General features: G+C 71.4%; 20 protein-coding genes. 12 read left to right on the forward strand and 8 right to left on the reverse strand.

The genetic code is table 11. The features are described from left to right. Positions 1-68: 68 nt before the first annotated feature. Both MQP27_RS14270 and MQP27_RS14275 read left to right on the forward strand, forming a co-directional pair. Complete coding sequence (locus MQP27_RS14270; protein WP_242765884.1) at positions 69-470, forward strand: GNAT family N-acetyltransferase; 402 nt, start codon at positions 69-71, stop codon at positions 468-470. A 146-nt stretch (positions 471-616) separates the two neighbouring features. Further along, positions 617-2,026 carry a PAS domain-containing protein gene (locus tag MQP27_RS14275; protein ID WP_242765441.1) on the forward strand — a complete coding sequence of 470 codons (1,410 nt, stop codon included), beginning with the start codon at positions 617-619 and terminating at the stop codon, positions 2,024-2,026. Between the two features lie 61 nt (positions 2,027-2,087). Here MQP27_RS14275 and MQP27_RS14280 read toward each other — a convergent pair whose 3' ends face one another. Beyond that, positions 2,088-2,843 (reverse strand): SIS domain-containing protein, encoded by a 756-nt coding sequence (locus tag MQP27_RS14280; RefSeq protein ID WP_242765442.1) that lies wholly within the window; start codon positions 2,841-2,843, stop codon positions 2,088-2,090. Between the two features lie 318 nt (positions 2,844-3,161). On the opposite strand from MQP27_RS14280, the gene MQP27_RS14285 reads away from it, so the two are divergent. After that, positions 3,162-3,854: an iron-dependent transcriptional repressor DtxR gene (locus MQP27_RS14285; RefSeq protein ID WP_030941023.1), complete on the forward strand. Its 693-nt coding sequence runs from the start codon at positions 3,162-3,164 to the stop codon at positions 3,852-3,854. A 524-nt stretch (positions 3,855-4,378) separates the two neighbouring features. Continuing rightward, entirely contained in the window at positions 4,379-5,275 is an 897-nt protein-coding gene (locus tag MQP27_RS14290) for an alpha/beta fold hydrolase (RefSeq protein ID WP_242765443.1), read from the forward strand. 119 nt (positions 5,276-5,394) lie between these two features. Here the strand turns inward: MQP27_RS14290 and MQP27_RS14295 are convergent, their stop codons facing one another. The 3 genes from MQP27_RS14295 to MQP27_RS14305 all read right to left on the reverse strand — a co-directional run bounded on the left by MQP27_RS14295 (position 5,395) and on the right by MQP27_RS14305 (position 8,531). Beyond that, the gene (locus MQP27_RS14295) at positions 5,395-7,008 is read right to left on the reverse strand and encodes a transporter (protein WP_242765444.1); all 1,614 of its coding nucleotides are present in this window, start codon (positions 7,006-7,008) and stop codon (positions 5,395-5,397) included. After that, entirely contained in the window at positions 7,005-7,775 is a 771-nt protein-coding gene (locus MQP27_RS14300) for an ABC transporter ATP-binding protein (protein WP_242765445.1), read from the reverse strand. The genes MQP27_RS14295 and MQP27_RS14300 overlap by 4 nt, the downstream gene beginning before the upstream one ends. Positions 7,776-7,868: 93 nt before the next feature. Beyond that, positions 7,869-8,531 (reverse strand): bifunctional DNA primase/polymerase, encoded by a 663-nt coding sequence (locus tag MQP27_RS14305; RefSeq protein ID WP_242765446.1) that lies wholly within the window; start codon positions 8,529-8,531, stop codon positions 7,869-7,871. 460 nt (positions 8,532-8,991) lie between these two features. Between MQP27_RS14305 and MQP27_RS14310 the strand changes: the two genes are divergently transcribed. Both MQP27_RS14310 and MQP27_RS14315 read left to right on the forward strand, forming a co-directional pair. Beyond that, positions 8,992-10,377 (forward strand): NsdA family TPR-like regulatory protein, encoded by a 1,386-nt coding sequence (locus tag MQP27_RS14310; protein ID WP_242765447.1) that lies wholly within the window; start codon positions 8,992-8,994, stop codon positions 10,375-10,377. 184 nt (positions 10,378-10,561) lie between these two features. Beyond that, complete coding sequence (locus tag MQP27_RS14315) at positions 10,562-12,259, forward strand: hypothetical protein (protein ID WP_242765448.1); 1,698 nt, start codon at positions 10,562-10,564, stop codon at positions 12,257-12,259. A 45-nt stretch (positions 12,260-12,304) separates the two neighbouring features. On the opposite strand, the gene MQP27_RS14320 is transcribed toward MQP27_RS14315, so the two are convergent. Further along, the gene (locus MQP27_RS14320) at positions 12,305-13,612 is read right to left on the reverse strand and encodes an ABC transporter substrate-binding protein (RefSeq protein ID WP_242765449.1); all 1,308 of its coding nucleotides are present in this window, start codon (positions 13,610-13,612) and stop codon (positions 12,305-12,307) included. A 117-nt stretch (positions 13,613-13,729) separates the two neighbouring features. Here MQP27_RS14320 and MQP27_RS14325 point away from each other — a divergent pair, with 117 nt between their 5' ends. Together MQP27_RS14325 and purU are read left to right on the forward strand one after the other, a co-directional pair. After that, complete coding sequence (locus tag MQP27_RS14325) at positions 13,730-14,230, forward strand: SCO4402 family protein (protein ID WP_242765885.1); 501 nt, start codon at positions 13,730-13,732, stop codon at positions 14,228-14,230. A 46-nt stretch (positions 14,231-14,276) separates the two neighbouring features. Then, positions 14,277-15,146: a formyltetrahydrofolate deformylase gene (gene purU / locus MQP27_RS14330; protein ID WP_242765450.1), complete on the forward strand. Its 870-nt coding sequence runs from the start codon at positions 14,277-14,279 to the stop codon at positions 15,144-15,146. Positions 15,147-15,286: 140 nt separating this feature from the next. Here the strand turns inward: purU and MQP27_RS14335 are convergent, their stop codons facing one another. Together MQP27_RS14335 and MQP27_RS14340 are read right to left on the reverse strand one after the other, a co-directional pair. Then, positions 15,287-16,591 carry a zf-HC2 domain-containing protein gene (locus MQP27_RS14335; protein WP_242765886.1) on the reverse strand — a complete coding sequence of 435 codons (1,305 nt, stop codon included), beginning with the start codon at positions 16,589-16,591 and terminating at the stop codon, positions 15,287-15,289. Positions 16,592-16,635: 44 nt separating this feature from the next. Next, complete coding sequence (locus tag MQP27_RS14340) at positions 16,636-17,202, reverse strand: sigma-70 family RNA polymerase sigma factor (RefSeq protein WP_242765451.1); 567 nt, start codon at positions 17,200-17,202, stop codon at positions 16,636-16,638. A 336-nt stretch (positions 17,203-17,538) separates the two neighbouring features. Between MQP27_RS14340 and MQP27_RS14345 the strand changes: the two genes are divergently transcribed. Beyond that, positions 17,539-17,919: an STAS domain-containing protein gene (locus MQP27_RS14345; RefSeq protein WP_242765452.1), complete on the forward strand. Its 381-nt coding sequence runs from the start codon at positions 17,539-17,541 to the stop codon at positions 17,917-17,919. 164 nt (positions 17,920-18,083) lie between these two features. Continuing rightward, positions 18,084-18,596 carry an EF-hand domain-containing protein gene (locus MQP27_RS14350; protein ID WP_242765453.1) on the forward strand — a complete coding sequence of 171 codons (513 nt, stop codon included), beginning with the start codon at positions 18,084-18,086 and terminating at the stop codon, positions 18,594-18,596. Here the strand turns inward: MQP27_RS14350 and MQP27_RS14355 are convergent. Continuing rightward, complete coding sequence (locus MQP27_RS14355) at positions 18,580-20,124, reverse strand: class I adenylate-forming enzyme family protein (protein ID WP_242765454.1); 1,545 nt, start codon at positions 20,122-20,124, stop codon at positions 18,580-18,582. The two genes, MQP27_RS14350 and MQP27_RS14355, sit on opposite strands and share 17 nt — an antisense overlap. Before the next feature lie 85 nt (positions 20,125-20,209). On the opposite strand from MQP27_RS14355, the gene MQP27_RS14360 reads away from it, so the two are divergent. Next, entirely contained in the window at positions 20,210-21,406 is a 1,197-nt protein-coding gene (locus tag MQP27_RS14360; protein WP_242765455.1) for an amidohydrolase family protein, read from the forward strand. Further along, positions 21,406-22,542, forward strand: coding sequence for an acyl-CoA dehydrogenase family protein (locus tag MQP27_RS14365; RefSeq protein ID WP_242765456.1), 1,137 nt, complete (start codon positions 21,406-21,408; stop codon positions 22,540-22,542). Before MQP27_RS14360 ends, MQP27_RS14365 begins: the two co-directional genes overlap by 1 nt. Positions 22,543-22,607: the final 65 nt, after the last annotated feature.

Below are 22,607 nucleotides of genomic sequence, written 5' to 3' on the forward strand. Positions count from 1 at the left end.
GCAGCAGGGTCTGACAACGAGGGGGCGGTGTGGCCGCGATCAGGTTCGAGCAGGTGGTCGGGGAGCGGATGGTTGAGGAGTGGCGGCATGTGCACAACGTCGTCGTTCCGCCTGCTGCCATGTCCGTCGGGGCCGCGCGGGAGCGGGTCGGGCGGAATCGGCTGGAGAACGTGTATCTGGGGGATGTGCTCGTGGGGTGTTCGACCGTGCGGCCGCCCCAGGGGGTGGGCGGGGTGGCCACCGTCATCGCGCGCGTGCTGCCCGAGTACCGGCGGCGCGGGATCGGGGCGGCGACGTACGAGCGGGCGCTCGCGCACGCGCGTGTGCTTGGCGCCGAGGGGATCGAGACCTGTGTGCTGGCCGCCAATGACGACGGGCTGCGGTTCGCCGAGCGGGTCGGGTTCGTCGAGGTCGAGCGGTATGTGCTCGACGGTGAGAATGATCTGTGGGTTGATCTTCGCCTGGGGTAGGGCTGATTGTGGGACGTGAGGCAGGTTGCAACGATTCCCTCAACTTGTGGGAACTCGGTGTGTGCTGCGTCACGTTCGAGTTAGATGATTGCGAGTGAGCGAACCGACGCGCCGTGCGTGCGGACGCGGCTTGGCAGGGGGTCCAGGTGAGTGCTTCCCGGCGTAGTGGGACCACCGATGAGCTGGGGCCCGACGAGCCCGAGCGGGCCGGCCCCGTGGGCCCCGACGGCTCCGATCTGCTCGCCGCGCTCCTCGACGGGATGGACGCGGCCCTGTGCGCCTTCGACGCCGACGGAGTCGTAACCCATTGGAACCGTGAGGCCGAGCGGATCCTCGGCTGGACCGCGGCCGAGGCGGTGGGGCGGCACGGGTTCGCGGGATGGGCCGTGCGGGAGGCCGACGCCGAGGAGGTCGAGGGGCGGCTGATGGCCGCCATGCAGGCCCCCGGCCGCCAGGTGCACGAGTTCGCGCTGCTGACCAAGGACGGCGGACGGGTGCTCGTGCGCACGCAGTCCGCGGCGGTACGAGGGCCCGACGGCAAGCCCGCCGGGCTGTACTGCGCCTTCAGCGAGGTGCACGCGCAGATCGACCTGGAGCGGTCGATCGCGCTGAGCGAGGCCCTGTTCGAGGACGCCAGCTGGGGTGTCGTGCTCGTGGACGCCGATCTCCGGCCCGCCGTCGTGAACGCGCACGCGGCCCGCTCGCTGGGCATCGGCCGTACGTCCGCACTCGGACGGCCGCTGGGGGAACTGCTCTCCCAGGGCGTGGAGGAACTGGAGAGCGCCCTCACCCACGTCCTCGCCGAGGGCGCGCCGCCGGCTCCCGCGGAGATCTGGGTGAGCGTGCGGACGCCGGACGGCGAGCAGCGGCGCTGCTGGCGGTGCGGGTTCGTACGGCTGGCGTCACCGCTCGCGGAGGAACCGGTTCCGCTCGGGGTCGGCTGGCTGTTCCAGGACGTCACCGAGGGCAAGCAGGCGGAGCAGGAGGCCTCGCTGCTGCGGTTCCGGGCGAACCAGCTGCACCGAGCCGCGCGGGCGGCGGGTGAGTGCGAGGACCCACGCGAGGCGGCGACGGTCCATCTGGACTTCGCGCTGGCCGGGTTCGCCGATCACGCGCTGATCGACCGGGTGGCGGGAGGCGCGGCGCCCGTGGACGGGGAGGCCGAGGGGCCCGTGCGGCTGGTGCGGGTCGCGGCCACGCCCTCGGGCGCGCCGGGACCGAGCCTGCTGGCCGGGCAGGCCGGGCTGCCCGTGCGGTACGGGCAGGGGCACCCGGCCCTGCAGTGCGTGGAACGGGCCGGGTCCGTGCGGGCCAGCGTCGGGGCGGTGGCGGCGGAACAGGCCCGGGAGTGGGCGTTGGCCCGGCAGTGGCCGGGGGACGCGGTACACGCGCTGTGCGCGGTGCTGCGGAGCCGGGGGCGGACGCTGGGGGTGGTGACCTTCCTGCGTGGGGGCGGGCGCAGCCAGTTCGAGCGGGCCGATGCGGTGTACGCGGAGGACGTGGCCGTTCGGATCGCCGCGGCGTTGGATCTGGCGGGGGTTGTGGGGCGGGAGTAGTCACGCCGGTCCAGGGCAGCTGCGCCGGTCCAGGGCAGCTGCGCCGGTCCAGCGGTGCTGTTCAGTGCTGGTAGAAGATCCGGTCGCCGTACTCCTCGAACACCCTGCCGTTCCACTCGTGGCCGCCGTCCACGTTCCCGGAGCGCAGGAGCGGGGGCTCGATGCCGCGGTCCGACAGGGCTCCCGCCGCCGTTGCCATGACCGACTGGAGAATCGCGCTCGTCACCACCGTCGACGCCGGGGCGAAGGGGGCCGGGATCGGGGGCAGGGTCAGGGTCGCGTCGCCGATGGGGATCTTGGAGTCCAGGACGATGTCGCAGTGGTCCTTCAGGTAGGTGCCCGAGCTGTGGCGGGAACGGGTCTCCGTCGCGTACGCGACCGATGTGACGCCGATGACCTTCACGCCCAGGGCGCGGGCGTGCATCGCCATCTCGACCGGGAGCGCGTTGCGGCCCGAGAGGGAGATGATGACCAGGGCGTCGCCCGCGCGCAGCGGCGAGGTGTCCAGGACCGCGCTCGCGAGCCCGTCGACGCGCTCCAGGGCGGAGCCCAGCGTGGCCGGCATCACGTCGACGCCCACGGCCCCCGGTACCGCCAGCAGGTTCATCAGGGCGAGCCCGCCCGCCCGGTAGACGACGTCCTGCGCGGCGAGCGAGGAGTGCCCGGCGCCGAAGGCGAAGAGCCGGCCCCCGTCGGCGACCGTGTCGGCGAGCAGCGTGCCCGCCGCGGCGATGGCCTCACCCTCCTCGTCGCGCACCCGCTCCAGGAGATCGATCGCGGCGTCGAAGAACTGGTCGGCCAGTTTGCCGTCGCTCATGCGGGTCCTTCCGGGTGGGGTCACGGGTCACGGGAGCCATGGGTCGTCAGTGGTCGTCGGTGGGTCGTCATCGGGTCGTCATGAGGCTGTGTCGCGGATCACCGTGCGGTCTGGACCAGTGCGGTGTCAATACGGCCGCCGGACCAGGCGCCCGCAACCGCACGAATACGGGCGGCTACTCCCGAGTACCCGCCCGTAACCCCGTGGTTTCAACGGCGCGGCACGGTTGTCAGTGGTATGCGTCAGAATTGAATCCAGGGCCAGCGCACGCGCCGGGAAGCTGTTCGCGCTTCCGGCAGATCTCATCGAGGGGCACGTATGTCCGGACTGATCGACACCACGGAGATGTATCTCCGCACCATCCTCGAGCTTGAGGAGGAAGGTGTGGTCCCCATGCGCGCCCGGATCGCCGAGCGGCTCGACCAGAGCGGGCCGACCGTGAGCCAGACGGTGGCGCGGATGGAGCGGGACGGACTGGTCTCCGTGGCCACCGACCGGCACCTGGAGCTGACGGACGAGGGCCGCCGCCTCGCCACGCGCGTGATGCGCAAGCACCGCCTCGCCGAGTGTCTGCTCGTCGACGTGATCGGCCTGGAGTGGGAGCAGGTGCACGCCGAGGCCTGCCGCTGGGAGCACGTGATGAGCGAGGCCGTGGAGCGGCGCGTGCTGGAGCTGCTGCGCCACCCGACCGAGTCGCCGTACGGCAACCCGATCCCGGGCCTGGAGGAGCTGGGCGAGAAGGACGGCGCCGACCCGTTCCTGGACGAGGGCATGGTGTCGCTCGCGGACCTCGACCCGGGCGCCGACGGCAAGACGGTCGTGGTGCGCCGTATCGGCGAGCCGATCCAGACGGACGCGCAGCTGATGTACACGCTGCGCCGCGCGGGCGTGCAGCCCGGCTCGGTGGTGAGCGTGACGGAGTCGGCGGGCGGTGTGCTGGTCGGCAGCGGCGGCGAGGCGGCCGAGCTGGAGGCGGACGTCGCCTCCCATGTGTTCGTCGCCAAGCGCTGAGCAACCGGGGTTGCTCGGCGGTCCCTTGACGTCGAGATTTTATGTGCCGAATTCGGAGCGCTCGGACGGTTCGCGTGCGAGGCTGGCGCGTGAGGCATATGACCTGAGGGGGCGGGAGGATGTGCCGCAGACGTGTGGATGGCCCCGGCGCCGAGTGGCGCCGGGGCCGGTCCTCCCCTGTGCTGACCCGGAGCCCCGAGCTCCCAGGGTCATCCCCCTCGGACCGTTTTCCCCGAGCGGTCCGCCTCCCGCTGAAGATCTCCCCTCGGCAGCGGCGATCATTCCTTGAGTGCGGTCACTCGAACGAGGGGTGTTGCTCACGGAAACGGCATTTTCGAATACCCATTCGATAGTCTGCGGGTGACGGGAGACGCGGAAGGTGCGCTTCAGGAGTGAGTGCGCGAGACGTGGAACCCACACGGCGGAAGGCAGCTGCACGGCACGGCAGGAAACGGTTCACAGGACCGGCCGGCTCGAAGCGGGAGCGAGCCGGTCCGAGCGGAGCTAGGGGGGTTGCCAGGACCATGGCGCGACGCATCGACGTGACCGGGGCGGGCGGGGTACGCCTCGCGGCCTGGGAGTTCGGCGACCCTCCCAAGACCGACCCCGCGGGGACCCGGGACCAGGCCGGGCCGCCCGGCGGGCACGAGTGCGGACCCGGCGTGCTCTTACTGCACGGCCTGATGGGCCGCGCCTCGCACTGGGCGTCCACCGCCCGCTGGCTGTCCGAGCGGCATCGCGCGGTCGCACTCGACCAGCGCGGGCACGGACAGAGCGAGAAGCCCCCTCAGGCCGCGTTCACCCGGGAGGCCTACGTCGAGGACGCGGAGGCCGCGCTGGAACAGCTGGGGCTCTCCCCGGCCGTCCTCATCGGACACGCGATGGGCGCGCTGACCGCGTGGCAGCTCGCCGCGAAACGGCCCGACCTGGTGCGGGGCGTGATCATCTGCGACATGCGGGCGTCGGCGCTGGGCGCGGCCTCGCAGCGGGAGTGGCAGGACTGGTTCAAGGCCTGGCCCGTTCCCTTCGCCACGCTCGCCGACGTACGGAAGTGGTTCGGCGAGGACGATCCGTGGGTGGAGCGGCCGAATCCGGCGCGGGGGGAGTTCTACGCCGAGGTGATGCACGAGTGTCCCGACGGGTGGCGGCCGGTGTTCGATCCGGCGCAGATGCTTCAGTCGCGGGAGACGTGGGTGTACGACGCGCACTGGGAGGAGTTGGCCCAGGTGCAGTGTCCGGCGCTGGTGGTGCGGGGGCTGGACGGGGAGTTGGGGCGGGCGGAGGCGCAGGAGATGGTGCGGGTCCTTCCCAGGGGGGAGTACGCGGAAGTGGCTGATGCGGGGCATCTTGTGCACTATGACCAGCCGGCGGCCTGGCGGGAGGCTGTCGAGCCGTTTCTTGATTCTGTGCTGGCGGTTTGAGGGGCCTAATGGGGGTGGGGTTGCGGTCTTGTGGCGGCTGCGGGTGGTTCGTGGTTGCTCGCGCAGTTCCCCGCGCCCCTTTCGGGGCGCTTCTCCTCGGGTCTGTCATACGGCAGCCGTCAGCCCTTGCTCACCGCCGTCAGGATTTCTGGGAGGCGGGACGCTGTCCGTGGGGCGGCCAGGTGTAGGCCCGTCAGGGTGATGGCGGTGCCGTAGGCGGCGCCCGCGGGCAGGAGCAGCCAGCCCCAGTCGTCGCCGTTCTTCGCGACGTTCGCCCAGATCGTCGCCGCGATGACCGGGGCCGTCAGTAGGGCCGCCGAGACCATGCCGCCGAAGATGGAGATCCAGGCCAGGCCCGTCTGGCCGGGGGCGACGTTCTTGTAGCCCTCCTGGGGGATGGAGTACGGGAAGCGGGCCGAGGTCCATGCGCCGGTCGCCAGCATCGCGCCGAGGAGGGCGAAGGAGAGGCCGAGGGCCTCGGGGAGGCGGGGCCAGTCGCCGAGCATCGCCGTGGTCAGGACCGTGACGAGGGTGGCGTACGGGAGGGTGATCACCAGCAACGCCAGTGCCCGGCCGCGTAGTTCGACGTACGCGTCCCGCGCCGAGGAGATGGTCGTCGCGACCATCCAGAACGCGGACGTGTCCTGCCCGAACTGGTTGTACATCTGGATGCCGAGCATCCCGGCGGCGAAGCACGCGAAGTAGATCGAGCCGGTGCCCTGGAGCGCGTTGAAGACCGGCACGATCAGGCCGATCGCGAGTGAGGTGACCCAGGCCGCCTTGGTCTTGGGGTCGCGCCAGACGTAACGCAGGCTGCGCTCCATGACCGTGCCCGTGCGGCCGGCGGGCAGCAGGCGGGCGAGGCCGCCGGAGGTGCCGGGGTCGCGGGCGGGCTGGTCGGTGGCCGACTGGAGGGTCGAGCCGTCCGGTGACGTCATCAACTTCGTGAGATGCCGGGCCCATACGGCGATCAGCGCCACCAACGCGCCCGCGCTCAGCGCCAGTTGGAGCACCGCGACGCCGTACGACCCCTCGCTCGCCGAGTCCACCGCGCCGATCGCCGACGCCGGCGGCACCCACCTCAGCACGTCCCCGGCCGGTTCGAGCTGCGACAGCCCGCTCGAACCGAGGCGCTGCGCCCCGAAGTTGACCAGTTGCGCCCCGATCGCGATCACCAGCCCGCTCAGCACCGCGAGATCGCGGCCCTTGCGGCTGGTCAGCAGCCGGATATTGGCGGCGGCGACGGCCCGCGCGAGGGCCACGCACACCAGCAGCGCGAGCACGACGCCGACGACGGCGACGGCGTACGCGGCACCGCCGTGCGCCACCGTGATCACCGAGCCGGTCAGCAGGAGCAGCGTGAACAGCGGGCCGATGCCCACCAGCGAGGCCGCCAGCAGGGCCCGTACGAGAGGCCGGGGCCGCAGCGGCAGCATCACCAGCCGGGTCGGGTCGAGGGTCTCGTCGCCGCCGGGGAAGAACAGCGGCATCACCGCCCAGCCGAGCGCCAGCACGGCGACCAGCAGCACGACGACGGCCTCGGCGTGCGCGTGACCGCGCAGCGCGATCAGGCCGAGCAGTTGCAGCGCGCCGAAGAGCAGCACGACGACGGCCGAGACGACGTAGGCGGCCCGCCGCCCGCCCGACTGCCGCAGCCCGTTCCTGAGCAGGGAAAGCTTCAGTCGTACGACGACGGAGGTGATGTCGGCGGGCGTGGCGCCGTCGGTGGTCATCGCGCCCCGCCGCCCAGCCAGTCGAGATCCGAACCGGCGTCGCGCCCGCCCGCGCCGACGAGTTCGAGGAAGGCCCGTTGCAGGGTGGGCGCCTGGCCGCGGACCTCGGCGAGCGTGCCCTGGGCGCGGATGCGGCCGGCGGCCATCACGGCGACCCAGTCGCACAGGGACTCGACGAGTTCCATCACATGGGAGGAGAAGACGACGGTGGCGCCGGAGGCCGTGTAGCGCTCCAGGACGCCCCGGATGGTCTGCGCGGAGACGGGGTCGACGCCCTCGAACGGCTCGTCCAGGAACAGCACTTCGGGGTTGTGCAGCAGCGCCGCCGCGAGCCCGATCTTCTTCCGCATGCCGGTCGAGTAGTCGACGACGAGCTTGTGCTGGGCGCCGGCCAGGTCGAGCACGTCGAGCAGCTGCGTGGCCCGCCGCTCGACCTCCGCGCCCGGCAGTCCCCGCAACCGCCCGCTGTAGCCGAGCAGTTCACGTCCCGACAGCCGCTCGAACAGCCGCAGCCCTTCGGGCAACACCCCGATCCGCGCCTTCACGGCCACCGGATCCCGCCACACGTCATGCCCGACGACCTCGACAGTGCCATGATCCGGCCGCAGCAACCCGGTGACCATGGAGAGGGTGGTGGTCTTCCCGGCCCCGTTGGGACCGACGAGCCCAATAAATTTCCCGGCGGGCAATTCGAGATCGATCCCGGCAACAGCAACCTGCTGCCCAAACCGCTTCCAAAGCCCACGCACACTCACAGCCGACGTCATGCATGCCAACCTAAAAGGGGCGCGGGGAACTGCGCGACCAGCCACACACAACCCGCACCCGCCAACGGCGAACGCGAGCCACCCCAATAGGCGCTACCGATCCCGCCCGCACGCATAAGCAAGCGGCGAGATCAACTCCTCCGAATCCGGCAGCCACCGGTTCGCCGGAGTGGGCCGACGCGCCCACTGAACAGCACCGCGAGATCCATACCGGGTAGGCGGCGCAGCCACGTAGCTGCCCTCACCCAGCGCGGCGAGGTCGAGCGACGACGGCGCCCATCCGAGTTTCCTGACGAGCTCGGGAAGCTTCACAGCGGCGCCGGGGAGCACGAAGAACCGCATGCGCCGATCCGGGGACAGCGTCACCGGCCCGAGTGTCAGCTCCATCCGCTCCATACGTGCAAGCGCCAGGAACCCCGCGGTCTCAGGGACGTCGATCGCATCGAACGTACGCCCCGTCGGCAGCAGAATCGAAGCCGTCGGCTGCTTCTGCCACATCCGGCGGGCCACCGTCGCACTGCCCGTGGCCTGCGTCGCCCAGTCCTCCCGCGCCGGATGCGCCCCCGGCGCACCGCACGCCGCGTCGCCGCAGGAGCAGCGCTGCACCCCGTCGACGGCTTCCAGCCAGGTCCCCGGGAACACGTCCCAGTGGCGCTCCTCGGCATAGCGCACGGCGGTCTCCAGCAGCGATTCCCCGCGCTGCTTCGGAATCTGAGCGGCTTCGGTACCCGCGATCGTCTCTTCCACGCCCAACACAACTCCCGCATCCACCTCGGGTTACGGGGGTCCAGGCCCTGCCGTCAATCTCCCATCTGCCGCGCGGCGTCTGGCACGCGCTCCCCCACTGCCTCAAGGGCGTGGGGGGACCCCCAGCGGCGTTGTCGTCACTCGCCATGGCTCCGCCATGACTCCCTCCTCCGCCTTGCAGCTGCACGCACCAGACGCCGCGCGGCCCGCCCTTCGGGCGGACGACGGGAGATTGACGGCAGGGCCTGCGCGCGGGGGAGGGGCATCGTTTCCGTTGCTGGGGCGCATGGGTGCACGGGTGGGGGCGCAGAGGAGGAACCCCGGGGTGAGCAGGGTAGCCAGGAGTGGGGGCGGCAACAGCCTTTACCCCGGCAATCCGCGCAAGCCTCGCATTTTCGGTATGTCCGCGGGGCATTGATCTTCAAGGCCGGATCTTTTCGCTTCAGGGGTTGTTCCCAGGGGGTACGCCATGGCCGCAAGGCCTCTCGTCGCGCGGCAGCCGAACGAACGGCTGCAGGCGCTCATCCAGGAGGCGGGGTGCTCGAACGCCGGGCTCGCCCGCCGGGTCAACATGTGCGGTGCCGAGCACGGCCTCGACCTGCGCTACGACAAGACGTCCGTGGCCCGTTGGCTGCGCGGACAGCAGCCGCGGGGCCGGGCGCCCGCGATCATCGCGGAGGCGCTGGGCCGCAAGCTCGGCCGTACGGTCACGATCGACGAGATCGGCATGGCCAACGGCAAGAACCTCGCGTCCGGCGTCGGCCTCCAGTTCTCGCCGACCGTACTGGGGGCCATCGAGCAGGTCTGCGAGCTGTGGCGCAGTGACGTGGGCCGCCGGGACTTCCTGTCCGGCTCCTCCGTCGCCGCGTCCGCGCTCGTCGAGCCGAGCCGCGACTGGCTGATCTCCTCGCCGGACTCCCAGGTGGCGCGCTCGGCGGGCCCACGCGTCGGACAGTCCGACGTGGCGGCCGTGAAGGCGATGACCCAGGCGCTCGTCGACCTCGACCACCAGTACGGCAGCGGGCACGTACGCCCGGTCGTCGTGCACTACCTCAACAGCGTCGTCTCGGGGCTGCTGGCGGGCTCGTACCGGGAGGCCGTCGGCCGTGACCTCTTCGCGGCCGTCGCCCGACTCACCGAACTCGCCGGGTACATGGCCGTCGACACCGGCCAACCGGGCCTGGCCCAGCGCTACTACATCCAGGCACTCCGGCTCGCCCAGGCCGCGGGCGACCGCGGGTACGGCGGTTACGTGCTGGCCGCGTCCATGAGCCATCTCGCCGCGCAGCTCGGAAACCCGCGGGAGATCGCCCAGTTGGCGCGGGCGGCGCAGGAAGGGGCGCGGGGGCGCGTGACACCGCGCGCGGAGGCCATGTTCTACGCGGCGGAGGCGCGCGGGCACGCGTTGATGGGCGACGCGCGCGCGGCTCAGGTGGCGTCCGGGCGGGCCGTCACGGCGCTGGAGGGTGCCGACGCGGCCTCCGGCGACGACCCGGCGTGGATCTCGCACTTCGACGAGGCCTATCTGGCCGACGAGTTGGCGCACTGCCACCGCGACCTCGGGCAGGCCGAGGCGGGCGCACGACGCGCGGAGGAGGCGCTGGTGAAGCTCCCCGAGTCCAAGGCCCGCCGACGGGCGATCGGTTACGTGCTCCTCGCCACCGCGCAGGTGCAGCAGCGCGAGATCGAACAGGCCTGCAACACCGGGCTGAAGGCCGTGGAGCTCCTGGAGTCCCTGCGCTCCAACCGGGGCGCCGACTACCTGGAGGACTTCCAGCAGCGGCTGGAGCCGTACCGGGAAGAGCCTGTGGTACGGGAGTTCGGAGCGCGGTTGGAGTTGCAGGCGGCGGCGTGAGGGCGGGCGACCGGCCGGGCCGTGGATGCGTGGAGGAGGTGGACATATACAGCGCGGTGTAGAGCGGCGCTGTTACTGCTGTCACAGGAAGGGAGGTTGCGGCCTGAGCTGCGTGGCACCCGGCTCGGGGGACCCGGTAGCGTGAGCCGACGATTCACAAGGTCCCCCATTAGTAGGAGTCCCGGTGACGCAGAGTGGACAGGGCGAGGAGCCCTCGCAGCGCCAGGCGCGCGAAGGCATCGTGCTGCCCTCCGACGGCGGCGAACCTTTGCTGCCGGGCATGCTGGGCGCCCGGCCCGCGGGCCCGTACGGCGCCTCGCCCTCCGGCCCCGGCCCCTACGGCGGCGGCTCCTACCCCGCCCCCCAGCCCGGCCCGCAGGCCCCGGCCTCGGCCCCGCCCGGCGGTCAGTCCTGGGGAAACGCGTGGGGCCCGGACCAGCAGCAGACCCCACCCCAGCAGCAGGACCAGACCTGGCCGACCGCTCCGGCCCAGCAGTGGGGCACGGACGCGACGCAGAACCAGCACAGTCATCAGAGCCATCAGAGCCACCAGAGCCACCAGAGCCACCAGAGCCACCAGAGCCACCAGAGCCAGTGGGGCGCCCCGGTGCCTGACGCGATCCCGTCCCAGCCGCTGCCCCAGGAGACCCCGCAGACGCCGTACGGCGCGCCGCTTCCGCCCGCGCAGCACGGTGCCCCGGGCGGCATGCCGCTGCCTCCGGCCGACGAAGGTGCCACGCAGTACATCCCGCCCGTACCCGCCGCCCCCGGCAGTGAAGGGGCCACGCAGTTCCTGCCGCCCGTTGCTCCGGCCGTGGACGAAGGGGCGACCCAGTTCATTCCGCCGGTCGGGCCCGGGGCCCTGCCGCCCGAGGCCGGGCCGCAGCCGTCGCCCGACGCCACGCAGTTCCTCGGGCACACGCCCCATGGTGGAGCCCAGGCCGGACCCGGACCGTTGCCTCCCGTCGCCGATCCGGACTCCCAGGCCACCCAGTACATCGCGCCGGTGACCGACGGGGCGCGGCAGACGCCCGCCGAGTTCGACAACCTGTTCCGCAGCGGGCCCGGCGGCGGGAGCCCCGCCGGAGCCACTCAGCAGCTCCCGCGGTTCGAGCAGCCCCCGGCGCAGCACCAGTCGGCGTACGGGCAGCCGGGGCCCTCCTACGGCCGGCCCCAGCCCGCCTACTTCCCGCCCGGCGGCCACGACGGCCATGACGGCCACGACGACGGGCGGGGCGGGCGCGGTGGCCGCGGCCGTTCGAAGGTGCCGCTCATCGCCGCCGTCGGGATCGGCATCGTCGTCCTCGGCGTCGGCGCCGGGGCGATGCTCAGCGGCGGTGGTGGTGGCGACGGGCAGGACAAGAACCAGACCGTGTCCGCCACCGCTCCGGCCAGTGACGGGTCCGCATCGCCGTCCGCCGACCCGGCCGAGCAGCAGGCCGTCGCCCTGGACAAGCTGCTCGCGCAGAGCGGGGACAGCCGCGCCTCGGTGATCGCCGCGGTCGCGAACGTCAAGGGGTGCAGGAACCTGGACACGGCCGCCTCAGACCTGCGCGCCGCGGCCAAGCAGCGCACCCAGCTGGTCAGCAGCCTGGCCGGCCTCGCCGTGGACAAGCTCCCGGACCACGCCGCCCTGACCACCGCCCTCACCCAGGCCTGGCAGGCCTCCGCGGCGGCCGACAACCACTACGCGGCCTGGGCCGACCAGGTGGGCGGCAACAAGAAGGGCTGCAAGAAGGGCCAGGCCCGCTCCACCGGCCAGACCCAGGCCGGCAACCGCGCGAGCGGCACGGCGAGCCAGCAGAAGGTCAAGGCCGCCCAGCTGTGGAACACGATCGCGAAGACGTACGGCCTGACCCAGCGCCAGCCGACCCAGCTGTGACCCGGGCGGTGCGGGTGCGGCCGTGACCGCGCCCGCACCCGCTGATCAGTCGACCTCGGCGCCCTGCAGCGTCTTCGTCACGTCCACGAAACCCTTGTCGACCGCCACCAACTGCCCCTGCCGTACGGCCTGGAGGGTCACGTCGGCGTTGACTATGCGGGACAGGCCGATGCTGGCGAGCGGGCCCTGGCCGCCCCACCGCAGGGTCGGGGTGAGTCCGCCGGTGGTGATCTTCAGGCCGTCGTCGAGCTTGCGCCGTATCGCGTCGGAGGTGACGGCCTCGCCGTCCAGCGACTCGACGACCTTCTTGAACACGGTGTAGGCGATCCAGGTCGTCTGCACGCCGGCGTCCGCGGGGTCGATGCGGTTGTCGCCGAAGGCCTGCTCGCTGATCACCTTCTTCATCGGGTCCCAGCGCGCGTCGGTCGAGGCCGGGTACCAGCCGGTGATGTACGAGCCCTCGTACGGCCCCCTCGCCCCGCCGGTCTCGTTGATCGCCGTCTGGTCGACGCTGTCGAGCGTGGCCGCGGTCTTCACCGCGGGGTAGTCCTCGCGCTCGCGCTGGAAGGAGTCCATGAAGGTGCTGGTGCGGTCCCCGAGCGCGGGGATCACGCACCCCTTCTTCACCGGGTCGCTCGTGGCGGCGGTGAGCGCCTTCTGCGAGGGCCCCTCGTACTCGGTGGTGTCGTCCGCCGCGCGCTGGTCGACCGAGTCGGCGTGCCCGCCCGCCTTCAGGCCGGAGTCGAGCATGGGCGGCAGCTCGTCGCCCGCGATGGTGTCGGGCCGTATCAGCGTCACCGGGCCGCAGCCCGCGGCGAGTTCCTTGCCGAGGCCGGCCAGCAGCGTGGGCTGGCCGCCGTTGACGGGGTAGGACAGCGGGCTGGTGAACTCGGCGGTGGTGACGCCGTAGCCGCCTATGTAGGGGATGCCGGCGCCCTCCAGGTCGGGGAGGTAGGAGTCGCCGTACTGGCTGTAGGAGCCGACGACCGCGACGACGTTGCGCTTGACGGCGATCCGGGCGCACTTCGCGGCGGCCACGCTGTCGTTGTGGTCGTTGCAGGTCAGCACCTTCAGCTTGCGGCCGTCGATGCCGCCGTGGGCGTTGACCCAGCGGGCGTACGCCTGCGCGAAGGCGGGCATGCCGGGCTTGTTGGTGGCGCTGGTGTTCTGCGGGGCCCAGGTCATCACCGTGATCGAGTCGTCCCCGGAACCCCCCGTGGTACCGGGGACGACCCCGCATCCGGCGGCGAGTGAGGCACACGCGGCCAGCGCCACCGCCGCGAGGACGGTGGATCTGACGGGCCGGGTGTGCGTGGGGAGGAAGGTGCTGCGGTCGAGTCGCCTGCCGGTCATGGGTCGACACGCTTCCGCCACATCCGGAACCCGGGGATGACCCATGGTTATTGATCGGTGACGTGCAGGTGAATTACGGGGGTCGGTGAGGCGCCGGAAAGGAAGAACGTACGATCTATCACCGTGCAAGGCTCGGAGAACTCTTCCCGTCGTGGCCGTCGCTCCTCCACCATGGGCGGCATGCCACTGAACGACATGCCGTGGTGGCGCTGGCGCAGCAATGTGCGCTCCGCGCTGCACATGCTCTCCGACCCGGCGTTCCAGAGAGACGTCTGGCTGGCCGGGGTCGACGGGTACGGGGACGTCACCGACGCCGTGTACCGCCTCGTCGAGGACACCTGGCTGGACAACTGGTCCGCCGAGAAGTACGTCGGCACGATCTTCCGCGACTCCCAGGAGGCGGCGCTCGTCGACACCGCGGTGCTGCGGGTGCTGCGGATCATGCACCAGGTCGGGCCGGACGCGCCCGTCTCCGCGTACCTGGAGCACCAGGGGTGGCCGGAGGCGGTACGGGCGGCGCGGGACGCGCACGTGCGGATGGCGATGGCCGACGGGGACGACCCGGACGCGCCACCGCGCACGCTGGAGATCCTGCGGATCATGACGCGGTCCGCGTAACGGACGGCTGTCCCTGGTCCGGGACGGATATGGGACCCTGTCCCGCATGAACGAGCAGTCCGCCCAGTCCGCGCAGTACGTCCTCACGCTCTCCTGCCCCGACAAGCAGGGCATTGTGCACGCCGTGTCGAGCTACCTCTTCATGACCGGCTGCAACATCGAGGACAGCCAGCAGTTCGGCGACCACGACACGGGTCTGTTCTTCATGCGGGTCCACTTCTCGGCGGAGTCGCCGGTGACCGTGGACAAGCTGCGGGCCAGCTTCGCGGCGATCGGTGACTCGTTCCACATGGACTGGCAGATCAACCGGGCCGAGGACAAGATGCGGATCGTCCTCATGGTCAGCAAGTTCGGCCACTGCCTGAACGACCTCCTCTTCCGCGCGCGGATCGGGGCGCTGCCGGTGGAGATCGCGGCGGTGGTCTCCAACCACACCGACTTCGCCGAGCTCGTGGGCTCGTACGACATCCCCTTCCACCACATTCCGGTGACGAAGGACACGAAGGCCGACGCGGAGGCGCGGCTGCTGGAGCTGGTCCGCGAGAACGACGTGGAGCTGGTGGTGCTGGCCCGCTACATGCAGGTCCTCTCCGACGACCTGTGCAAGCAGCTGAGCGGCCGGATCATCAACATCCACCACTCCTTCCTGCCGAGCTTCAAGGGTGCGAAGCCGTATCACCAGGCGCATACGCGGGGCGTGAAGCTGATCGGGGCGACGGCGCACTATGTGACCGCCGACCTCGACGAGGGGCCGATCATCGAGCAGGAGGTCGAGCGGGTGGGCCACGACGTCACGCCGGACCAGCTGGTGGCGATCGGGCGGGACGTGGAGTGCCAGGCGCTGGCGCGGGCGGTGAAGTGGCATGCCGAGCGGAGGATTCTGCTCAACGGGCGGCGGACGGTTGTGTTCGCCTAGGAGTTCGGGTTCGTAGGTTTCCGGGCGGCTGCGGGTGGTTCGTGGTTGCTCGCGCAGTTCCCCGCGCCCCTAAAAAAGACGGGGCTGCGCCCCGCTTTTAGGGGCGACACCCGCAGCCGCCGACGCTCCGCGACCAGCCCCTACATCCGGCTCAACGACGCCGCCGCGAACAGCACATCCCTGATCGCACCCCGGTCACCCACCTGACCCGCCGCCGCCTCCTCCGGCGGCACATGGCCCGCGGCCAGCCTGCAGAACTCCACGCCGTCCAGCGCGACGTGCGCCACCTCGAACTCCGTCGAGCCCACCGCCGCCGGTGAGTCCAGCGGGATCAGCCACTCGCCGCCGCCGGAACCCTCGATCTCCAGCCGCAGGCTCCGCCCCGGCTCGCCGGCCACGGCAAGGTGCCTTTCCCGGCCCGGCGAAGCCAGCCCGCTCTGCCGGCGCCGAGCCAGCACCGCGGGAAGCGTGCGGGCCGCCAGGTCGATCATGCGGTGCAGGTGGCGCGGGGAGGGCGGCTCGTACGGGTAGTCCACCGCCTCGGCGATGTCCTCCGCGTGCACCCAGCACTCGAAGGCCCGGTCCAGCATCGCGTCGTGCAGCGGCAGTTCGAAGTCGCCGTACGGGACGGCCAGGCGCGCGGAGCCGGAGCCGCTGGTGAAGGACACCGTGCGGACCAGGTCGTGGGTCTGCTCGCGCCACGGCGCGCGGACCGCGCGGGTCGGCGGGAAGTACGACGTGCGCCAGTACGCCTCCGTGCGGGCCGCCGGTGTGGGGCGTTCGGCGGGCACGTCGCCCAGCGGGTCGTCGAGGCCGAGGGCGAGGGCGACCAGGCCGTCGACGGTGAGGAGGTGGGCGATGACGCCGGCGACGGTCGTACGGCGGCTGGTGGGGCCGTCGTCCTCGAACCAGCGCAGACGTACGGGGGCGTGCCACTCGGCGTCGCCTATGTCCTGCAGCAGGGCGTCCAGGCGGGCGGTCTCGGCGTCGTACGGCGCGGCCCACTCCGGCACGGGGATGCGGGGCGGGCGCCGGTCGAGGCAGCGCTCCAGGACGCGGGTCCGCAGGGCGGGGTCCAGATCGAGGCTCTCCGGCGGATGCAACAGCCCGACGGCATCCCGCAACCGCAAAGCCTCGTCGGCACAGGCCCCGCACTCACCGAGGTGCTCCTCGACGGCAAGAGTCTCCTCGCCGGAACACGCGGCCAGGGCCCAGGCCCCGAGCAAGGCTTTCAGAACCCGATGCTCCAGGACCAACGCCCCGGACGCGGACGCTTCGGGGGCCTCCGGCTGGGCAGGCGTCGGCAGCGGACCGTCGCCGTCCTCCAAGGACGCTCGTGGCATCGGTATGCGCGGCGGCTGGTCGGGGTCCCGGCCGGCACCGCCCTCCGGCCCACCGGCACCGCCCTCCGGTCCACCGGCACCGGCACCCTGCCCACCGGCCATGCCCGGAACGCCGTACCCCTCCTCCTCGTACGGCCCGAACCCCGTCACACCGCACCGCCGTATCCGGGCGGGGCGCCGGTGTCGTGGGCCGTGGCCAGGAGCTGGAGGCCCAGGCGGAGGCGGCGGCGGGCCTCGTCCTCCGTGACGCCCAGGTCGGCCGCGGTCTGGCGGTAGTCGCGGCGCTGGAAGTAGGCCAGTTCCAGGGCCGAGCGCAGAGGGGACGGCATGGACGTGACGATGTAGTCGGCCCGCGCGGCGACGGACGCGCGGCGGACCTTGCGTTCCAGCTCCTCCGTGGACGCGCCCGCGGCCAGCGCCGCCGTCTCCGTCGCGCGCAGGCGCTGGACCGCGAGGCGGTGGGTCAGCGTGGCCACCCAGGAGCGCAGCGGGCCCTCCTTGGGGTCGTACGTCTCGGGGTGCTCCCAGACGTGGGCGAAGACGTCGCGCGTGATGCCGTCCGCCGCGCGCTCGTCGCCCAGGACACGGTGGGCAAGGCCGTGGACCAGCGAGGCGAAGCGGTCGTAGAGCTCGCCCAGGGCGGCTGCCTCACCGCGTGCCAGCCGCTGCTGCATCTTGCGGTCCCAGCGAGGCGGTGCGTCCTTCTTCGCCATGCGACCCCCTCACCCGTGCCCGTACCTGTGCCCGTGCCTCTGCCAAGCCTGCGTCCAACCGTCTCCCCGAATGTAGTCGGCACATCCGACAACGCACGCCCCTTTCTCGCAACGCGCGCCCCCGGCAGAACCGCAGGTGATAGGGGATCTCCGCAGTGGACCTCCGCCTATCAGGTTTCAGATTCGATCGAACAGGATCGAAGTCGATTAAAACAAGCCTCTTTCGATCGGTTTCCGTTTCTCGCCTTGTGTTTCAGGGAACGGCCGCTGGGCAGCCGCGCTGCAAGGAAGCGTAGGGACGACTTCCGTTTGCGGGGGTTCCGGCGAGCGAAGGGCATGGTGGTGGCGTTCTATGTGACCGGCGGCGAGCAGGGTGACTGGACCGTGCTCCAAGTGTCGGGCGAGCTGGATCTGGTGACTTCCCCGGTGCTGCGTCAGCGGGTGCACGACGCGGTGGCCGACGGCCGCCACAGCCTCGTCCTCGACCTCTCCGAGGTCTTCTTCTGCGACTCCAGCGGCGTCGGCGTACTCATCGCCTCCCGCCGGCTGATCCGCTCCTGCCAGGGCAGCCTGCGCCTGATACTCCCCGCGCAGGGCGCGGTCGACGGCTCGCACGTCAACCGGGTCCTCGGCGCCCTCGGCGTCCGCCGCCTCTTCGACGTGTACGGCGACGTGGAGGAAGCCGTCACCGAGGACGCCGGACCGCTCTCCGCGTAACGCCCCGGGGCCCTCTGCATCACCGTTGTCGCAAAATTCCCCCGGTCTTGGCACAAGCGTCGCTTTGGCGCGCCCGCGGGGGCCACCGCGTCGTACGCTCCGTCGGGACACACACCAACTCCACCAGTTCCACCTCCGACGTGACGTAAGGCGGCCCGAAAGACATGGTCAGCAGCGAGTACGAGCGCAGGATCGCCGCCCGGTTCGCCACCTTCGACCAGGACGGCAACGGCTACATCGACCGCGAGGACTTCAGCGGGGCGGCCAAGGCGCTGCTCGCCGAGTTCGGTGTCGCGGCCCGGTCCGACAAGGGGCAGGCGCTGTACGCCGGTGCCGAGGCGTTCTGGCAGGGCATGGCCGGGATAGCGGACCGCGACGGCGACCAGCGGATCACCCGCGAGGAGTTCGTCACCGGCGCGGTCAAGCGGCTGCGCGACAACCCCGACCGGTTCGCCGAGATCGCCCGCCCCTTCCTGCACGCGGCCCTCGACCTCGCCGACACCGACGGCGACGGAGCGGCCACCGTCGCCGACACCGCGCGCGTGCTGCGCATCCTGGGCGTGGCCCGGGAGGCCGCCGACTTCGCCGCCGCCGCGCTGGACGCCGACGGCGACGGCAGGGTGCAGGAGGCGGAGATCGTGCCCGCGTTCGCCCGCTACTTCACGGTCCCTGAGTAGGGCTCTGAGGAGAGCCCTGCGCGTAGCGTTCGCGCAGCTTGTACTTGAGTATCTTCCGGAGCGTGTCGTTGCGTGGAAGGGCGTCCACCACCTCCAGCTGCTCCGGCAGCTTGTGCACCGACAGCCCTTCCGCGCGCAGATACGCGGTCACGACGTCCAGGGTCAGCCTGTAGGCCCCCGGCGGCTGTTCCGGCGGTTGTTCCACCACCGCGCACACCCGCTCCCCGCGCTCCGCGTCCGGCAGCCCGATCACGGCGACGTCCCCGACCGCGGGGTGCGCGGCCAGCAGGTCCTCTATCTCCTTCGCCGAGATGTTCTCGCCCTTGCGGATGATCACGTCCTTGAGCCGCCCGGTGAGGACGAGATGCCCGGACGGGGTGAGGTGCCCCAGGTCGCCGGTGTGCAGGAAGCCCTCCTCGTCGAAGGCCTCCGCCGTCTGCGCCGGGTCCAGATAGCCCTGGCACACCGCCTCGCCGCGCAGCCGCACCTCCCCGTCCGCCGCGATCCGTATCTCCATCCCCTCCGGCGGCCGTCCCTCGGTCGTCGCGAGGTTCTCCGCCGTGTCGTCCGGCGCCCCCATGGTGATCATCGGCACCTCGGTCATCCCGTACCCGTGCGTGAGCTGCACGCCCATCTCGCGCACCACGGCGTGGTACACCTCCGGCGGCTTCGGCGCCCCGCCGCCCGCCAGCAGCCGCAGCGAGGGGATGACCTTCTCGCCCGGCTGCTTGCGCTGCTCGGCCAGGAACATCGAGTAGAACGCCGTCGAGCCGCCCGCCACCGTCACCCCGTGCCTGCGGTACTCCGCCAGCGCGTCCGGCAGCGCGAACTGCTCGAACATCACCGCCGGGAAGCCGTACAGCAGCAGCATCACGGTGTAGTCGGGGCCGGCTATGTGGGCGTACGGGAAGGCCATCGAGCCCACGTCGTCCGCCGACAGGCGCAGTGCGTGGGCGAGGCACGAGCCGCCCGCGATCAGTGAACGGTCCGTGTGGAGAACGCCCTTGGGGTCGGAGGTCGTGCCCGAGGTCCAGTAGATCCAGCGCACCGAGGTGCCCTCGGCGGGCGGCGGGGGCAGTACGGCGGGATCGCCGTCGGGCAGCCGGTCGTACGCCTCGAAGACCCCCTTCGCGCCGAGCCGTCGCGCCATCCCGGTGTGGTCGAAGCCCCGCCACTCGCCGGGCACGGCGAAGTACTCGGCCCTCGACTCCCGTAGCGCGAAGCCGACTTCGCGGTCCCGGTAGAAGGGGATGACCGGAGTCTGTACGGCGCCCAGGCGGGCCAGCGCGAAGGAGAGCAGGGCCGTCTCGATGCGGGTGGGCAGCTGCCAGGCGACCACCGTGCCGGGGCGTACGCCCATGTCGTACAGGCCGGCCGCGACCCGCTCGGCACGTGTGCGCAGGGCGCCGAAGGTGAGGGTGCGGTCGCCCTGGAGGAGGACCGGGCGGTCGGGGGTGAGGCCGGCGCGGCGGGCGACCAGTTCCCAGAGGGTGCGGGCGGAACTCAGGGAGTGCGGGGTCTCGTTCACGTATGCCCCCTGCTTGGCTGACGACTCGTCAGGTGACATGCTATCTGACACACCATCAGATACGTACTGTTCGGCGGAGGGGACCATGACGAGCGAACTGCCCCGCATCATCAGCGTCGACGACCACGTGATCGAGCCCGCGCACCTCTTCGACACCTGGCTGCCGGAGAAGTACCGCGACCGGGGCCCGCAGCCGCTGACCGCCGGGATCGGTGAACTCGCCTACGTCGCGGGCAAGTACCAGATCACGATGGACCCGGACGGCCCGCCGACGGACTGGTGGATCTACGAGGACCTGAAGTTCCCGTACAAGCGCAACATCGCCGCCGTCGGCTTCGACCGCGACGAGATGACCCTGGAGGGGATCACCAGGGAGCAGATGCGGAAGGGATGCTGGGACCCCAAGGCGCGGCTGGAGGACATGGACCTCAACCATGTCGAGGCCAGCCTCTGCTTCCCGTCCTTCCCCCGCTTCTGCGGGCAGACCTTCGCCGAGGCGCACGACAAGGAGGTCGCGCTGGCCTGTGTGCGCGCCTACAACGACTGGATGGTCGAGGAGTGGTGCGGTGACAGCGGCGGCCGGCTGATCCCGCTGTGCCTGATCCCGCTGTGGGACGTGGAGTTGGCGGTCGCCGAGATCCGGCGCAACGCGGCGCGCGGGGTGCGCGCGGTGACGTTCTCCGAGATCCCCACCTATCTCGGGCTGCCGTCCATCCACTCCGGCTACTGGGACCCGTTCTTCGCGATCTGCCAGGAGACCGGCACGGTCATCAACATGCACATCGGCTCGTCCTCGCAGATGCCGGCCGCCTCCCCGGACGCACCGCCCGCCGTACAGGCCTCGCTGAGCTTCAACAACGCCATGGCCTCGATGATGGACTTCCTCTTCAGCGGCGTCCTGGTGAAGTTCCCGACGCTCAAACTCGCCTACTCCGAAGGGCAGATGGGCTGGGTCCCGTACGCCCTGGAGCGCGCCGACGACGTCTGGGAGGAACACCGCGCGTGGGGCGGGGTGCGGGACCTCGTGCCCGAACCGCCGTCGACGTACTACTACCGGCAGATGTTCTGCTGCTTCTTCCGGGACAAGCACGGGGTCGCCTCGCTGGACGTGGTGGGCCGGGACAACGCCACCTTCGAGACGGACTACCCGCACGTCGACTCGACCTTCCCGCACACCAAGGAGGTCGCCCTCGACCATGTGAAGGGGCTCGACGACGAGACGGTCTACAAACTGATGCGGGGCAACGCGATCCGCATGCTGGATCTGGACCTCGACCGGTAATGGACCTGTCGTACACGCCCGAGGAGGAGGAGTTCCGGGCGCGGCTGAGGGAGTGGCTCGGCAAGGCGCTGCCCGCCCTGCCGCCGAAGCCGTCCCCGGACGACTGGCCCGCGCGCCGGGCCTACGACATGGGCTGGCAGCGGATGCTGTACGACGCCGGGTACGCCGACGTCCACTGGGACGCGTCACCGACGGTCCGGCTGATCTTCCTGGAGGAGACCGAGAAGGCGGGCGCGCCCTATGTGGGCGCCGGGTTCGTCGGGCTGCTGCATGCCGGGCCGACGATCGCGGCGGAGGGGACGGCCGAGCAGCGGGCGCGGTGGCTGCCGCCGATCCTGCGCGGGGAGGAGGTCTGGTGCCAGGGGTTCAGTGAACCGGACGCCGGGTCCGACCTCGCGTCACTGCGCACGCGCGCGTGGCGGGACGGGGACGAGTACGTGGTGCGGGGGTCGAAGATATGGACCTCGCATGCCGAAGTCGCCGACTGGTGCGAGCTGTTGGTGCGAACGGATGCGGCTGCGCCGAAGCACCGGGGGATCAGCTGGCTCGCGATGCCCATGTCCGCGGCGGGGGTCACCGTACGGCCGCTGCGGACCCTTGCGGGGTCTGCCGAGTTCGCCGAGGTGTTCCTCGACGACGTGCGGGTGCCGGTCGGGAATCGGGTGGGGGACGAGAACGACGGCTGGCGCGTGACGATGGTGACGCTGTCCTTCGAGCGCGGTACGGCCTTCGTGGGCGAGGTGGTGGCCTGCCATCGCGTCCTGCGTGAACTCGCCGCCGAGGCGCGGAGGAACGGCCGCTGGGACGATGCCGGGGTGCGGCGGCGGCTGGGCCGGTTGAACGCCGAGTTCCGGGCGCTGTGGCGGTTGACGCAGTGGAACGTCAGCGAGGCGGAGGCCTCCGGCGGGGTGCCGGGGGTGGGGGGTTCGGTCTTCAAGTTGCGGTACTCGCATGCGCGGCAGGAGCTGTATGACGCCGCGGCCGAGGTGCTGGGGGCGGATGCGCTTGACCTCGACCGCGCGTGGGTGCTCGATCGGCTGTCCTCGCTGTCGTACACCATCGCCGCCGGGACCTCGCAGATTCAGCAGAACATCGTGGCTGAGCGGATTCTTGGGCTGCCGAAGGGGAGGGGGTGAGTTGTGCGGTTTCAACTGACGGAGGAGCAGGGGGAGTTGCGCGATGCCGTGCGGGGTGTGATTGG

It is taken from the genome of Streptomyces cylindrosporus, assembly GCF_022698165.1.
In the GTDB taxonomy this organism is placed as follows: domain Bacteria; phylum Actinomycetota; class Actinomycetes; order Streptomycetales; family Streptomycetaceae; genus Streptomyces; species Streptomyces cylindrosporus.